The sequence below is a fragment of the Devosia soli genome (assembly GCF_000970455.1).
GTDB lineage: Bacteria > Pseudomonadota > Alphaproteobacteria > Rhizobiales > Devosiaceae > Devosia > Devosia soli.
In genome coordinates this window covers 227,043-240,405 of record NZ_LAJG01000022.1, presented here as the reverse complement: position 1 = coordinate 240,405, position 13,363 = coordinate 227,043, and the positions used below count along the sequence as shown (strand labels likewise).

Sequence of the window (13,363 nt, the reverse complement as noted above, 5' to 3'; positions counted from 1 at the left end):
CCATCGGCCCATCTCGCCTCGTCACAACTCTGGGAGGCCGTTTTGGCTCCCCGTGTGGATTGATCCGTGGAAAGCGAGGGCAGACGGCCCAGCTCCACGCTTTGAAAAAGCGGCTGAGATGTAAGAGTGGGGTCTTGTCTTGTCAATGTTGGCGAAATGGGCCACACCTTGCCCGCCCGGCTTTCCCTGACCTGTGCACGGTTCGGTGAAGCGCCCGGCGAGCGGCACATTTTGGCCCCCTTGTCGTGTGAGGCAGGGGCGCATTAGAGGTGGCGCCCAGCGCCAATCGATCACACCGGTCCGCAGCCGACCGGCCAAGGAGATCCCGGATTCTCATGTTGACCCTGTCCACGCGTTTCATGCGCACCATCAGCCTCGCCGCCCTTTTGCTTGCTGCGCCGGCCGCGGCCACCTACGCGCAGGACGCAGCCGCGCCCGCCGAGGCTCCTGCCGCCGAGGCACCGGCAGCGACCGTAACGCCTGAAACCGTCATTGCTACCGTTGGCGGCGAACCGATCACGGAGGGTGATCTCAGCTTCGCAGCCGAAGACCTGTCCCAGGATCTGGCGCAGATGCCGCCCGAGCAGCGCCGGGCCTTTCTGCTCCGCGTGCTCATCGACATGAAGGTCATGGCTGGCGCCGCCAAGCAGGCTGGCATGGACCAGACCCCGATCTTTGCTCAGCGTCTCAAATATCTTGAAGAGCGCGCTCTTCGCCGCGCCTACTTCGCCGATGCGATCGCCAACCAGGTGACCGAAGAAGCCGTGCGCGCCGAGTACGACACCTATGTCGCCCAGTTCCAGCCGCAGGAAGAAGTCCACGCCCGCCACATCCTGGTCAAGACCAAGGAAGAAGCCGACGCCATCAAGGCCGAGCTCGACGCCGGCGGCGATTTCGAAGCGATCGCCAAGGAAAAGTCGATCGACCCGGGTTCAGGCGCCAATGGCGGCGACCTCGGCTTCTTCTCGAAGGGCATGATGGTCCCCGAGTTTGAAACGGCCGCCTTCGCGCTGGCCAATCCGGGCGACGTTTCGGCACCTGTCGAATCCCAGTTCGGCTGGCATATCATCAAGCTCGAAGAAAAGCGCGAAAGCCAGCCGCCCGCCTTTGAACAGGTTGCCCCGCAGATCCAGCAGCAGGTGCTGATGCGCGTCTTCAACGAAAAGGTCGAGCAGCTGATGTCCGGCGTTACCGTCGACGTCACCGATCCCGAACTCAAGGCCGCCATGGAAGCCGAGGACGCCGCTGCCGCCGCTCCTGCGGAAGGCGAAGCAGCGCAGCAGTAATTTGCGCCCATATTGATTTTGAGCCATCCGGTTTCGATCGGGTGGCTTTTTTGTGGGCGGGCCGAAGCTGGTGCTAGCGCTTGTAGCCCGCGCAGCCCATCAACACGCCGTCCACCACGCCTTCGATCGAGCCCATCGCCTCGTCGAGCCGGTTGATCAGCAATTGGTGCCAGGCAAAGGAAACGACCATGTCGATGATGAGCCGTCCATCGACATCCTTGGCAACCTCGCCGCGCGCCTTGGCGCGCTCGATGATCACTTCGGTCGCTTTCTTGCGCTCCTCCTGATAGGCGTAAAGTGCCTTCGCCGCGTCCGGGTCGTTTTGCGCCTCGACGATGATGGCCCGATAGACCGTGCCGCAAAGACTATCCTTCCAGAACCCCAGCAGATGGTTCTGCAACAGCGCGATGAGATCGCCACGCACCGAGCCGGTGTCGGGAAACCCGCGTGCATTCTTGAACCGCCGATAGACGTCGAGCATGAGGAGCGTCCGGTTGGGCCACCAACGATAGATCGTCGGTTTTCCTGCCCGCGCCCGCCGCGCCACTGCTTCGATTGAAAATCCACCGATGCCGGATTCCTCGAGGACGGCTTCTGCGGCATCGAGGATGGCTTCCTGGCTCGCCGGATTGCGCCGCGCGCCGATGGATCGGCGGGCTCTGTCGTCGGTGTCTTCAGTTGTAGTGTTCATGGCTTCTATATGGGTCAAAATAACTTCGAAGAAAAGACTTGAACGAAACGGCTCGTTTCGTTATTTAACGGAACGTACCGTTTCGATAGAGGTTCTAGCATGTCCTTCTCCGCCCGCGCCCGCATGGCCTTCCTGATGACTTTTGCGGTCTATCCCGTCGTTGTCCTTTATGCCACCGTCGTCGCCGCGCTCACGCCCGGCTGGGAATTCTGGCAGCGCAGCATGATCCTCGTCCCCTTCATGGCAACGACGATCGTTTTCTTTATCGTCCCCTTCATCCAGACCCGCTTCGGCGCCTTTATCGCCGGCAAGAAAAAAGCCATCGCCTGACCGGTGCTATCCCTCGGGTCCATCCCGAGGGCCACTTCCTTGGGCTTGTTCGTCTTGCGTCTGCCACACCTTTGGGGCACACCGGAGCGGTTCGATTTACCGCTCAAGGTTCTGACATGGCTGCGCATCCGGTTTCCCCCCTTGCTCCAAAATCCTATCCGGATCTGCCGGCCATCGAGGGCGTGCGCTTTGCTACGGCCGAAGCTGGCATCAAGTACAAGAACCGCACCGACGTTCTGCTGATGACCTTCGATGAAGGGACAACCGCTGCCGGCGTTCTCACGCGCTCGAAATGCTCTTCTGCAGCCGTCGATTGGTGCCGCACCAACCTGCCCGGCGGCAGGGCGCGCGGCCTCGTGGTCAATTCGGGCAATGCCAATGCGTTTACGGGCAGCAAAGGCAGGGAGAGCGTGCAGCTCACCGCCGAATATGCGGCCAAGGCCCTTGGATGCTCGACCGAAGAAATCTTTCTCGCCTCGACCGGCGTTATCGGCGAACCCCTGCCTGCAGCCAAATTTGCCGGCGTGCTCGATGAAGCTGCGACGCGTCTCAATCAGACGCCTTGGATAGAGCCAGCCAAGGCCATCATGACGACCGATACGTTCCCCAAACTATCGGGCGCCTTGCTCGACATCGATGGGGTCTCGATCAAGATCAACGGCATTGCCAAGGGCTCGGGCATGATCGCCCCCGATATGGCGACCATGCTGTCCTTCGTTGTCACTGATATGCCGATTGCGGCGCCCGTGCTGCAGGCGCTCTTGTCCAAGCACGTGCAAAAGAGCTTCAATTCCATCACCGTCGACAGCGACACCTCGACCTCCGACACCCTTTTGGCTTTTGCAACAGGCAAGGCCAAGATCGATCCGATCCAGAGCCTTGATGATCCGCGTGCTGAGATCTTCGGTCAGGCCCTTTTCGACGTTCTGTTCGAGCTCGCCATCCTGACTGTCCGCGATGGCGAAGGCGCCACAAAGCAAGTTGCCATCAATGTCGAAGGCGCCACTGACGACGCCTCCGCTTTCCGCATCGCCAAGGCCATTGCCGATAGCCCGCTCGTCAAAACCGCCATTGCCGGCGAAGACGCCAATTGGGGCCGCGTTGTCATGGCCGTGGGCAAAGCCGGCGAACCGGCTGACCGCGACCGCCTCGCCATTCGCTTCGGTGACCTGCTCGTCGCCGAAAACGGCGAACGTGCCGCCGGCTATGACGAAGCGGCAACCTCCGCCTATATGAAGGGCGAGGAACTTGAGGTAACCGTCTCCCTTGGCCTCGGCACCGGCGCAGCCACTGTCTATACCTGCGACCTTACTCACGGTTACATCACCATCAACGGCGACTATCGGAGCTGATTTTTTCGGCGACGATAGCAACTAGGGGCAAGAGCCCATGGCCCTCACCCACACGATGTCACCCCGGCGAAGGCCGGGTCCCATCCTGAGATCTCAAGATGGATCTAGGCCCAATTCTGGGATGACAGCCGGTGATTTTGGCCGGAAACCAAGAAACCCATGACCCAATTCCCCCTTCCCTCCGTCGACACCTTCGAGCGCGCCGGCCTTGAATGCTGGCCCGGCATTGACGTGAAATGGGACGGCAATTGGGTGCGTCGCGCCGCCGGCGGCTATACCAAGCGCGCCAATTCGGTTCAGTGCTTTGATCCCAATGACGACGCCGATGTGGAAGATCGCATCATCGGCGCCAGCTCCTGGCTTGTTGTCCGCGGCGTTAAGCCGGTCTTCCGCATCACGCCGCTCTCTGCTCCAGCCCTTAATGAGGCTTTGGACGAAGCCGGATGGCAGACCATCGACCACTCCTATCTCTACGCGATGGAACTTGGCGACCACGCGCCCGATCCGAAGGGCAGACTGCTTCCTCTTCTCGATCCGGCCTTTCTCGCCGCCCAGCAAAAACTGCAGGGCCATGACGATGCGATGATGGCACGGATGACGGCGCTTCTCGCCGTCATGGCTGTTCCGGCCACGGGAATTGTCATCGAGCGAGACGGTCAAGCCGTGGCTGCAGGCCTGATGGCTATTTCCAACGGCATCGTCATCACCGGCAATGTCATCACCGACCCCACGCGCCGCCGCCAGGGTCTTGCCGGCGCCATGATGCGCACTGGCCTTCATTGGGCAAGGGAGAAAGGCGCTAAAATCGCTGCCCTCAATGTCCAGGCGGATAATCTCGGCGCCCAGGGCCTCTACCAGGGCCTCGGCTTTGCTCATCAATACGACTATAGCTATCGCATCCCCGGAGCCGCCAAGTGAGCGAAGCCAAACCGATCCTTCTCGTCGTCGCTTGCGCGCTGGTGGACACCGACCGTCGGGTCCTCATCGCGCAGCGCCCCGAAGGCAAGCATATGGCCGGCATGTGGGAATTTCCCGGCGGCAAGGTCGAGACCGGCGAAACCCCGGAAGCCGCATTGATCCGCGAATTGCGCGAGGAACTGGCCGTCGAAACCAAGGAGGCCTGCCTCGCGCCGCTATCCTTTGCCAGCCACTCCTACGAGCAAATGCATCTCTTGATGCCGCTCTATGTCTGCCGTCGCTGGCAGGGCACGCCGACGACCAATGAACACAAGGCCCTCAAATGGGTCCGCCCGCAGGCGCTGCGGGATTACCCGATGCCGCCCGCCGACGAGCCGCTCATCGCGGCTCTCTGTGATTTGCTTTAGCAAAGCCTAATTCGGCCCTACGACCTTGTACCGCTCGCCAACTTTGACCGGATCACCCGGATAAAGGTTGTTGAGGATATAGAAGAGGTCGCGTCCACCCGGAATGCCGGCCATCTGCGCGGCGAGCTTGTCTGCCGTATCGCCGGCCTTGGCCGTCACCACGCGCATCGATAGCTTGCGGATCTGGTTGAGATCGGCGGCTTCGGCGCGGCGGAAACTCTTGATCGTCGCGTCGGCTCCGGCTGCAAAGCGCTGGCTGTCGGCCTTGGCCGCGAAGATGAAGCGATAGACCGCCCCGTCGAGCCGCATAACCGCCACGCGGAAGAACCACTGATCCGTCTGCGCCAGGCCCGACGCCATCTCGATGCCGTTATAGGTATGCGAAGTGACCGTTTCGGACTTGAGCCCGGCAATCCAGCCCGACTTCAGATAGTCCGTCAGAGGCATGTTCGGCTGCACATCGGCGCTGTCGAAACGCACCGCTTCGCCGTCCCCGGCTACGCCGACCACCGCGCTCTGCGCCGTTTGCAGCGTATAGCCCTGCGGCACGGTGAAGGTGAACTTCGAACCCGACTGGATGAAGCGATTGCCAACGATTGAGCCCTGCGATGGGCTGTCGCCAAAAGCCAGTCCCGAAATCGCCGCCATGTAGCCGTTGCGGTCGGTTTCGCCGACACTGGCCGAGCCAAACATCTGCTGCGACGTTTCCACAGCCTTCTGGATGCGCTGCGGCGTCGACGGGTGCGACGAAAGGAACCCGTCGTCTCCCGCCTTTTCGCCAGCCGAGAACGCCGCGAACCGGCTCATGACACCGAGGAAGCGCGAGGCCGCCTGGGGGTCGAACCCTGCCTTGCCGGCAAACTTGATGCCCTCGCGGTCGGCCTCCAGCTCCTGGCTCTGGCCGAAAGCAGCGAGGGATTCACGCGTCCGGTTTGCCGTCGCATCCGTCGACGTGTCGCCGCCAAAAATGCCGGTGACGACGCGATCGACAATCTGCGTCGTCCGCGTCTTGTCTGTGCGTGCCCGCGCATGGCGCAGTGTTACGTGGGCGATTTCGTGCGCCAGCACTGCCGCCAGTTCGCTCGTATCCGAAGCCAGCGCCAGAATACCGCGCGTCACATAGATATAGCCGCCCGGCAACGCGAAGGCATTGACCTCGGACGTATCGAGAATCGTCACCTGGAATTGCGCATTGGGTTGATTGGCGGCCGCGAGGAGCCGTCCGACGATCCGCGCCACCATGATCTCGGCTTCGCGGTCGGAATAAACCCCACCATAGGCAGCAATAATGCGCGGATGCTCGCGACGCCCGATAACGACGTCGTCGGGTTCGGTCCCCTCCGGCACCACCATGGGGGCGGGATTATCCCCCGTCTTGGTGACGGCAACGGATTTCCCGGTCAGCGACGAGCACGACGCGACAACCAGGACGGACAGGGCTAGCGCGCCGAGGCGCAGGGACTTGGACAGAGAAAGCGCCGTCATCGCGTCGCCAAAACCTCGATCTGCTCGGGATGGGTAATTTCGATGCGTGGACCATCCCGATCGTCCACCCATCCTCTGATTCGAACCAGCGCCCCCTCAAGCACTGTCGGATCCATCCCATCCGCCTCGAAAAGGCGCAGGGCCGGACCCTCGATCACGGCGGTAAAGTCTTCTTTCCAGAAGCGCCCGAAATTGAGATAGACACGAGAGCCGGATCGGTCGGCCAGGAGCACCCGGCCTTCGACCAGTTCGTAATGTCCAACCCGATTCAGTAACTCGCCCGGTCGGTCCGCCGCCCGCACGCTGTAATAGGGATTGGTCCAAATGCCAAGCCGGTCCGTGCGCGCCCGTGCCTCGGCGGCGAAAAGCAGATCGAGGCAAGCCCGGTTGTCAGGAAAGGAATAAACCCTGGCGAGCCCCTTCTCGACCATGAAAAGCTGCGCCCAGATTTCTCCGTCTGCCGTCTCGACGAATAGATGCGCAAGGGTCCGGTCGTAGCGGTCGATTCTCTCTCCTCCAAAGCCGAGGCGCACCGATTTATCGAGCGTCAACTCGGAAAGGACCTTTTGCGCCTCAGGGGCCAACGGCCACGTTTCAAAACCCTCCCGGCCGAGCGGCAGTTTCGGCGCCTGCGTGCCGATCATCCTGACCCGGCGCCCATCGTCGAGCACCACGGTATCCCCATCGGTGACTTCGACGACCCTCCCGCCCGGGGCCATGTCGAGGGCTTCGCAGGCAATGGCGGAATTGGCCAGCAGGGCAAAAGCGGCAGTCGACAAAAGCGTGGTCACGCGCAATCCCGGCCTTTGAAACACTTCGTTCACCATAAGGACTAATAAGGCAAAAAAGCATTACCAGAACCTGACCACAGCCCAACACAACCCCAAGATTGCCAATCACATCGCACTCAGCCAAGCTTGCGGCGAAGGGAATGGGGCCATGAGCAAGACAGGAACGATCCGCACGGGAACGGCAGGCTGGGTTTTCGCACCCTGGCGCGGCACTTTCTTTCCAGAAGGCCTCGTTCAAAAGAAAGAGCTCAACTATGCGAGCCGGCATCTGACGAGCATCGAGATCAACGCCACATTCCGTGGCAACCAGAAGCCCGAGAGTTTTTCCAAGTGGGCGGCTGAAACGCCTGAAGGTTTTCAGTTCTCCGTCAAAGGCCCGCAGCTTGTCACCCATATCAAGCGGCTCAAAAACGCAACCGATGCGCTCGCCGGCTTCTTCGCCTCCGGTCCCTTGGCCCTTGGGGATCGCCTGGGGCCTTTCGTCTGGCAGTTGCCGCCCAATCTCAGCTACGATCCCATAAGCTTTTCAGTTTTCCTCGCTGCTCTGCCACGCGACATCGACAGTTATCTCGCCTTGGCGAGCAAGGCGGACGGCGCTAAGGCGCCGCCCTATCTTGAGGCCAATGGCCTCACAGCTTTCCGCCACGCCATCGAGATGCGCCATCTGAGCTTTTATACGGCAGAGGTCGATGCGCTGCTGCGCGAACATAACGTCGCCCGCGTCATTGCCGATACGATCGACAATCCAAGCCGCGAGCTGACCGCCGATTTCGCCTATTGCCGCCTGCAAGGCCCAGCCCGCCCAGAGCCCACTGGTTACGAGGACGCAGACATCGACGATCTCGCCACAACCATTACCGGCTGGCGCGATGGGGGCATAGACACCTATGCCTATTTCGTCCACGAGGACAAACTGCATGCGCCGGCAAATGCCATGGCGCTTGCGGCCAAACTCGGTATCGCCCCAAACACTTGATCACGTCCCCGTGCTCCGCTGGTTTTTGCCGCAAAGCGGGGCTATCGCACCAACTCCAAGCGTCACTTGAGAATTTTCATGGCAACTCTGGCCTCTCGCCCCCTCGACAAGCTCGCCACCGGCGCAGCATTTTTCCTCGGCTTCGCGACCATTCTGGGAGCCCTTGGCAGCCAATATATCGGGGGCTTGCAGCCGTGCGAGCTCTGCCTCGAACAGCGCCTTGCCTATTATTGGGGCCTGCCGCTCCTCGCGCTGATCTTCATTCTCTGGAACCGCCTGCCGCTGCCTGTCTGGTATATCGCCATGGCCATCGCCACCGCGATCTTCGCCTGGGGTACCTATATGGGCGCCTACCATGCCGGCGTCGAATGGCACTTCTGGCCCGGCCCAACGGCCTGCACCGGCGTCGGCGGCCCCATGAGCTTTGACCAGCTCAACAACATGACGCCCGTCATCGGCTGCGATGTTGTCCAGTTCCGCTTCCTCGGCATTTCGCTCGCCGGCTACAACGCCCTGATCTCGCTGGTCATGGTGGTGCTCCTGATCGCCGCGATGGTGTTTCAGGCACGCCGGAAGGGCTAGTCAGCGATCAGTTTTGCCCAAGTGCAATATCCACATCCATTGCACTAGAAATGATGCGGACGATGACAACTTCTGCGCCATTGACCTGATAAATGATGGAATATCTTTCATAGATACGCCTTCGGTATCCAATGGCCTCGTAGTTCTCTAGCTGTGCGAATCGGAAAGGTGTGTCGGCTAAAGCTAGGCACACCTTCAAAAGCTCTTTGGCAAATGAGAGGGCGCGCAGCGGGTTATCTGCCGCGATGAAATCCGTAATCGTCTCGATGTCCGCTTCCGCAAGGTGAGAGACGGTTACATGCATCAGCCACTCACCTTCGCCATGGATTCATACTTGGCGATAAGGCGCTCGAAAACTTCCTCGATCGGCTTGGTTTTACCAGCGTCGATATCCGCTTGCCCCGCCGCCAGCGCGGCGTCCAGTTCCCGCAATCGCGCCTCGCGCTCCTGCACCAGCCGCACGCCTTCGCGCAAAACTTCGCTCTTGGAATTATACCGCCCGTTTTCGACGAGATCATTCACGACCTTTTCGAGTGCTGCACCCAGATCTGCACTGATCGCCATGGCTCAATCTCCATCATTGGCACCAGCCAATAATAGTTATTAAGACCAAAACCCGCAAGCCTAGGGCTCGAGCTCGATGTCCCAATAGAGATAATCGAGCCAGCTCTTGTGCAGGTGATTGGGCGGGAAGGCCCGACCATTATTGTGGAGATCATGCACGGTTGGCGCAAAGGGCGCCTGGTGCGGAAACATCTTGATCTCGCTCGGCAGCCGGTTGGCCTTCTTGAGGTTACACGGGGCGCAGGCTGCCACCACGTTTTCCCACGTCGTCAGCCCGCCCTTTGAGCGCGGAATGACGTGATCGAAGGTCAGGTCATCACGCGAGCCGCAATATTGGCACTGGAAGCGATCGCGCAAGAAGACGTTGAAGCGGGTAAAGGCCGGATGCCGCGCCGGCTTCACATAATCCTTGAGCGAAACCACGCTCGGCAATCGCATTTCGAAACTGGGCGAATGGATAACCGTGTCATAATGCGACATGATGTTTACACGCTCGAGGAACACCGCCTTGATCGCGTCCTGCCAAGACCATAGCGAGAGCGGGTAATAGCTGAGCGGCCGAAAATCGGCGTTCAACACGAGAGCGGGACAGGCCTCAGGCGACACATGGATGGTCACGAGAGTCTCCCGGAACGGGAATCTGTTAAGTCCATAGCCCCTTTATACTAAGCTCTTTGTGTCAGAGCTGTGAAGCGGGGATGAAGGACTTATTTCGGGACAATTTTCGCGATGAAATCGCTGGCAAAGCTCAAGCCATCGGGCGAAATCCCATGGCCTACGCCGCGACTGACATGATAGTTCACATCGAAACCCGCCTCGGTCAGCACGGCATTGGCATCGCTTGAGAGATTGGGATCGACCACCTGATCTATGTCCCCGTGAACAAGGCAGATCGGCGGCTTGGCGAGACTATCGCCACCGAGCCCGTCGGGCGGCAGATAAGCGCCTGAAAAGCCGATAACGCCCATCAGTTGCTCCTTGAGCGCGGTGCCGGTGTGAAGCGCCATCATGGCCCCTTGGCTAAAGCCAGCAAGAATTGTGCGCTCGGGCGCAATGCCAGTCTGCGCCCAGAGATCGCGCAGAAATTCCTCGATCACCGGCCGCGCTTCCAGAATGCCGCGCTGCCGCCCAGCGACGCGATCACCGGTCCAGTCGATCGAAAACCACTGAAACCCGCTCATTCCCGTCGGCGTCGGCGCATTGGGCGCGACGAACAGCGCGCCCGGCAGCAGGTTCTGCCAATGCGGCGCCAGGCCAATGAGGTCATTGCCGTCGCTGCCATAGCCATGCAGCAGCACCACTGCGCTATCGGGCGCCTGCCCATTGGCCGGCGCCATCATCGGACCCGAAAGCTTGGTCATAGGAGAATTCCTTCCCGGTCCCGCATCATCGCGAAATAGCGCCAGAACAATAAAGCCGCCGCCGAGCGATGCGGCGACCAGTTTTGGGCCATGCCGATCATCTCCTTGATCGTCGGACGCTCGTCAAGGCCAAGGCCATGATGCGCCGCCTTGAGCAAAGCCAGGTCGCCAGCGGGAAAAATATCGGGATGCGCCGCACAAAAGAGCAGATAGACCTCGGCCGTCCAGGGCCCGATACCCTTGAGCGCCACCAGCGCCTTGATCGCCTCTTCCGCAGGAAGCGCATCCACTTCGGCAAAGTTGAGTTCGCCCGCCATCACCGCTTCGGCAATCGTCCGCACTGCAACAAATTTGCCACGCGAAAACCCAGCGCCCCGCACCGTCTCCTCGTCGAGCAGCAGGTAACTCTCGGGCTCCAATGCCCCGGGCAATTGTTCGAACCGCCCCCAGATCGCTGCCGCGCTCTGCACCGAAAGCTGCTGCCCGCAGATCACCTTGGCCATGCCGGCGAAACCCTTGGGATTGACCCGGGGCAAGACCGCTCCGACCCGCTCGCGCAAGGGGATCAACTGAGGCACCAAAGCCATCAGGCTATCGAGATGGGCTGCAACGCCCTCCGGCGTATCGATCCGCGGTGACGCGCCCGGCGCGAAAGTGCTAACTGCAACAACCATGTCAAACCAACCGCTTCTTCGCTTCGCCCCGAGCCCGAACGGGCGCCTCCATCTCGGCCACGCTCTTTCTGCGTTCGTCACCTGGACGGCCGCCAAAACCTGGGGCGGCACCGCGCTTTTGCGCATCGAAGACATCGACATCAACCGCTGTAAACCCGAATTTACCGAAGCGATTGTCGAGGATCTCCATTGGCTTGGCCTCTCCTGGCCCGAGCCGGTCATGATCCAGTCCGAGCGCTTTGAAGTTTACGCCGATGCCGCGAACCGGTTGCGCCAGCGTGATCTAATTTACCCCTGCTTCTGCACCCGCGCCGAAATCGTCGCCAATGCCGACGCCACCGATCCCGATGGCGCGCCGATCTATCCGGGCACCTGCAAGCATCTCTCCAATGCCGAGCGCATCGAGCGCTTCCAGCGCGGCGACCCCGTCCAGTTCCGCCTCCATACCGATCTTGCGATCGAGGAGGCCGGCATGCTGACCTATACCGTCATCGGCCCGACGCTGACCGATCGTCCCCAAATTCGCTACGCCCGCCCCCAGCGCTGGGGCGACGTCGTCCTTCAGCGCAAGGACATCGGCACCAGCTATCACTTCAGCGTCGTCGTCGACGATGCGGCCCAAGGCATCACCCACATCACCCGCGGCCGCGACATGGAAGCGGCGACCGACATTCACGTCCTCCTCCAGATGGTGCTGGGCTATTCGACGCCCAACTATTACTTCCACCGTCTCCTCCTCGGCGACGATGGCCAAAAACTCTCCAAATCTAAAAACAGCCAAACCCTCGCCGATCTGCGCAGCGAGGGTTGGACACCTGACGATGTTAGGCGAGCTGTCGGCTTCTAAATTGCCCGTCCAATAGGCTGAATGTCCTCTCACACTCCAAACGGTCCCTCTTCCTACCAAGGGGAGGCTAGGTGGGGGTCATGCCGCCTTCTTCGCCTCCACCAATTCCTCGACCGTCGCCGCAACAGCCACTTCGAACGGCGTCGCAAAATCCGCCCCCAGGATCGTATCGAACTGCGGATCGACGAGCTCCATCTCATGGGTCCAGAGATAGCGCATGCGGTGCAAATCCCGCATCACGGGATTAACGAGCCCCATCATCGCCAATACCCACCATGGGAAAGCCGCCACTTTCACCTTTTGCGGCAGCGCCGCTTCGATCGCCGTCATCACCTGGCGATGCGAGACCCAATTCCCGGCAAAGTGGAAATTCTCGAACGCCTGCAAGCTCTCGCGCTTTTCAGCCAGCACCGCAAAGGCCCGCGCCAGATCGGGCAGATAGGCCCAGCTATGGCGCATATCGAGATCACCCATGTGATAGATCCGGCCCTTGCTCAGATCCATCAACATGCCATCGCCGAACCATTCGCCGCGATTGCCCGGCCCGTAAAAATCCCCGCCCCGCAAGATAATCGCCTGAAACTTGCCTGCCGCCGCAGCCTCCCGCAGCATGGTTTCGAGTTTGATGCGGATCTCTCCGCGCGGCGCCTCGGCACTTTGCCGCGTCGCGGGCGAAACGACCCGGTCTTTAGCCCGATAGTTGTAGATCGTGCCCGGAAACAGCAGCGTCTTGCCACTCGTCCCCAGCGCGTCGATCACCACCTGCAATTGCTTTTCCGACCGCCCATTGCCCCATTGGTCATAGGGCAAGTGCAGTGCATAGACGACGACATCGGCTTCCGCGATCGCGGCCCGCACCACCGCCACATCATCGGCATCGCCCGCGAAAAACGCCGTGCCGCTGACCGGACGACGATTAGTCCGCCCCAGTCCCGTCACGTCCCACCCCGCATCGCGAAACGCGATCATCGCCGCATTCCCGATATGGCCATTGCTGCCGAGGACAGTCACTTTACCCTTGCTCATTCTTCAGCTCCATTGTGCGATTGCTGAAGCGCACTCTGCGCGCTACAGATATCTATAGCGATTGCGCAAATTT

At 60.7% G+C, this 13,363-nt stretch carries 17 protein-coding genes; 8 read left to right on the top strand and 9 right to left on the bottom strand.

Going from position 1 to position 13,363, the window contains the following annotated elements:
• The first annotated feature begins 335 nt into the window (after nucleotides 1-335).
• Nucleotides 336-1,286: a peptidylprolyl isomerase gene (locus VW35_RS12035; RefSeq protein WP_046143285.1), complete on the top strand. Its 951-nt coding sequence runs from the start codon at nucleotides 336-338 to the stop codon at nucleotides 1,284-1,286.
• Nucleotides 1,287-1,359: 73 nt separating this feature from the next.
• Here the strand turns inward: VW35_RS12035 and VW35_RS12030 are convergent, their stop codons facing one another.
• A complete protein-coding gene (locus VW35_RS12030) occupies nucleotides 1,360-1,977 on the bottom strand; it encodes a TetR/AcrR family transcriptional regulator (RefSeq protein WP_046143284.1) in 618 nt (205 codons plus the stop codon).
• Between the two features lie 99 nt (nucleotides 1,978-2,076).
• Between VW35_RS12030 and VW35_RS12025 the strand changes: the two genes are divergently transcribed.
• The 4 genes from VW35_RS12025 (at nucleotide 2,077) to mutT (ending at nucleotide 4,984) form a co-directional block, all read left to right on the top strand.
• Complete coding sequence (locus VW35_RS12025) at nucleotides 2,077-2,307, top strand: hypothetical protein (RefSeq protein ID WP_046143283.1); 231 nt, start codon at nucleotides 2,077-2,079, stop codon at nucleotides 2,305-2,307.
• Between the two features lie 116 nt (nucleotides 2,308-2,423).
• Nucleotides 2,424-3,659, top strand: coding sequence for a bifunctional glutamate N-acetyltransferase/amino-acid acetyltransferase ArgJ (argJ, locus tag VW35_RS12020; RefSeq protein WP_046143282.1), 1,236 nt, complete (start codon nucleotides 2,424-2,426; stop codon nucleotides 3,657-3,659).
• A gap of 159 nt (nucleotides 3,660-3,818) precedes the next feature.
• On the top strand, nucleotides 3,819-4,577 hold the full coding sequence (locus VW35_RS12015) for a GNAT family N-acetyltransferase (RefSeq protein ID WP_046143281.1): 759 nt from the start codon (nucleotides 3,819-3,821) through the stop codon (nucleotides 4,575-4,577).
• Nucleotides 4,574-4,984: an 8-oxo-dGTP diphosphatase MutT gene (mutT, locus tag VW35_RS12010; protein ID WP_046143280.1), complete on the top strand. Its 411-nt coding sequence runs from the start codon at nucleotides 4,574-4,576 to the stop codon at nucleotides 4,982-4,984. Before VW35_RS12015 ends, mutT begins: the two co-directional genes overlap by 4 nt.
• A 6-nt stretch (nucleotides 4,985-4,990) precedes the next feature.
• On the opposite strand, the gene VW35_RS12005 is transcribed toward mutT, so the two are convergent.
• Together VW35_RS12005 and VW35_RS12000 are read right to left on the bottom strand one after the other, a co-directional pair.
• Nucleotides 4,991-6,469, bottom strand: a complete 1,479-nt coding sequence (locus VW35_RS12005; RefSeq protein ID WP_046143279.1) for a M48 family metalloprotease — start codon at nucleotides 6,467-6,469, stop codon at nucleotides 4,991-4,993.
• Nucleotides 6,466-7,260, bottom strand: coding sequence for a thermonuclease family protein (locus VW35_RS12000; RefSeq protein ID WP_244465890.1), 795 nt, complete (start codon nucleotides 7,258-7,260; stop codon nucleotides 6,466-6,468). The genes VW35_RS12005 and VW35_RS12000 overlap by 4 nt, the downstream gene beginning before the upstream one ends.
• A 148-nt stretch (nucleotides 7,261-7,408) precedes the next feature.
• Here VW35_RS12000 and VW35_RS11995 point away from each other — a divergent pair, with 148 nt between their 5' ends.
• On the top strand, nucleotides 7,409-8,236 hold the full coding sequence (locus VW35_RS11995; protein WP_046143278.1) for a DUF72 domain-containing protein: 828 nt from the start codon (nucleotides 7,409-7,411) through the stop codon (nucleotides 8,234-8,236).
• A gap of 78 nt (nucleotides 8,237-8,314) precedes the next feature.
• Entirely contained in the window at nucleotides 8,315-8,818 is a 504-nt protein-coding gene (locus tag VW35_RS11990) for a disulfide bond formation protein B (RefSeq protein ID WP_046143277.1), read from the top strand.
• Nucleotides 8,819-8,825: 7 nt separating this feature from the next.
• Here VW35_RS11990 and VW35_RS11985 read toward each other — a convergent pair whose 3' ends face one another.
• The 5 genes from VW35_RS11985 to VW35_RS11965 form a co-directional block, all read right to left on the bottom strand.
• Nucleotides 8,826-9,122 carry a type II toxin-antitoxin system RelE/ParE family toxin gene (locus VW35_RS11985; protein ID WP_046143276.1) on the bottom strand — a complete coding sequence of 99 codons (297 nt, stop codon included), beginning with the start codon at nucleotides 9,120-9,122 and terminating at the stop codon, nucleotides 8,826-8,828.
• A complete protein-coding gene (locus VW35_RS11980; RefSeq protein WP_046143275.1) occupies nucleotides 9,122-9,382 on the bottom strand; it encodes a type II toxin-antitoxin system ParD family antitoxin in 261 nt (86 codons plus the stop codon). The genes VW35_RS11985 and VW35_RS11980 overlap by 1 nt, the downstream gene beginning before the upstream one ends.
• Nucleotides 9,383-9,442: 60 nt before the next feature.
• Nucleotides 9,443-10,000 carry an HNH endonuclease gene (locus VW35_RS11975; protein WP_046143274.1) on the bottom strand — a complete coding sequence of 186 codons (558 nt, stop codon included), beginning with the start codon at nucleotides 9,998-10,000 and terminating at the stop codon, nucleotides 9,443-9,445.
• A gap of 89 nt (nucleotides 10,001-10,089) precedes the next feature.
• Entirely contained in the window at nucleotides 10,090-10,743 is a 654-nt protein-coding gene (locus tag VW35_RS11970; RefSeq protein WP_046143273.1) for an alpha/beta hydrolase, read from the bottom strand.
• Nucleotides 10,740-11,417: a DNA-3-methyladenine glycosylase family protein gene (locus tag VW35_RS11965; RefSeq protein WP_046143272.1), complete on the bottom strand. Its 678-nt coding sequence runs from the start codon at nucleotides 11,415-11,417 to the stop codon at nucleotides 10,740-10,742. The genes VW35_RS11970 and VW35_RS11965 overlap by 4 nt, the downstream gene beginning before the upstream one ends.
• Between VW35_RS11965 and gluQRS the strand changes: the two genes are divergently transcribed.
• Entirely contained in the window at nucleotides 11,416-12,264 is an 849-nt protein-coding gene (gluQRS, locus tag VW35_RS11960) for a tRNA glutamyl-Q(34) synthetase GluQRS (RefSeq protein ID WP_046143271.1), read from the top strand. The two genes, VW35_RS11965 and gluQRS, sit on opposite strands and share 2 nt — an antisense overlap.
• Before the next feature lie 78 nt (nucleotides 12,265-12,342).
• On the opposite strand, the gene VW35_RS11955 is transcribed toward gluQRS, so the two are convergent.
• On the bottom strand, nucleotides 12,343-13,290 hold the full coding sequence (locus VW35_RS11955; RefSeq protein WP_052951686.1) for an NAD-dependent epimerase/dehydratase family protein: 948 nt from the start codon (nucleotides 13,288-13,290) through the stop codon (nucleotides 12,343-12,345).
• Nucleotides 13,291-13,363 lie beyond the last annotated feature (73 nt).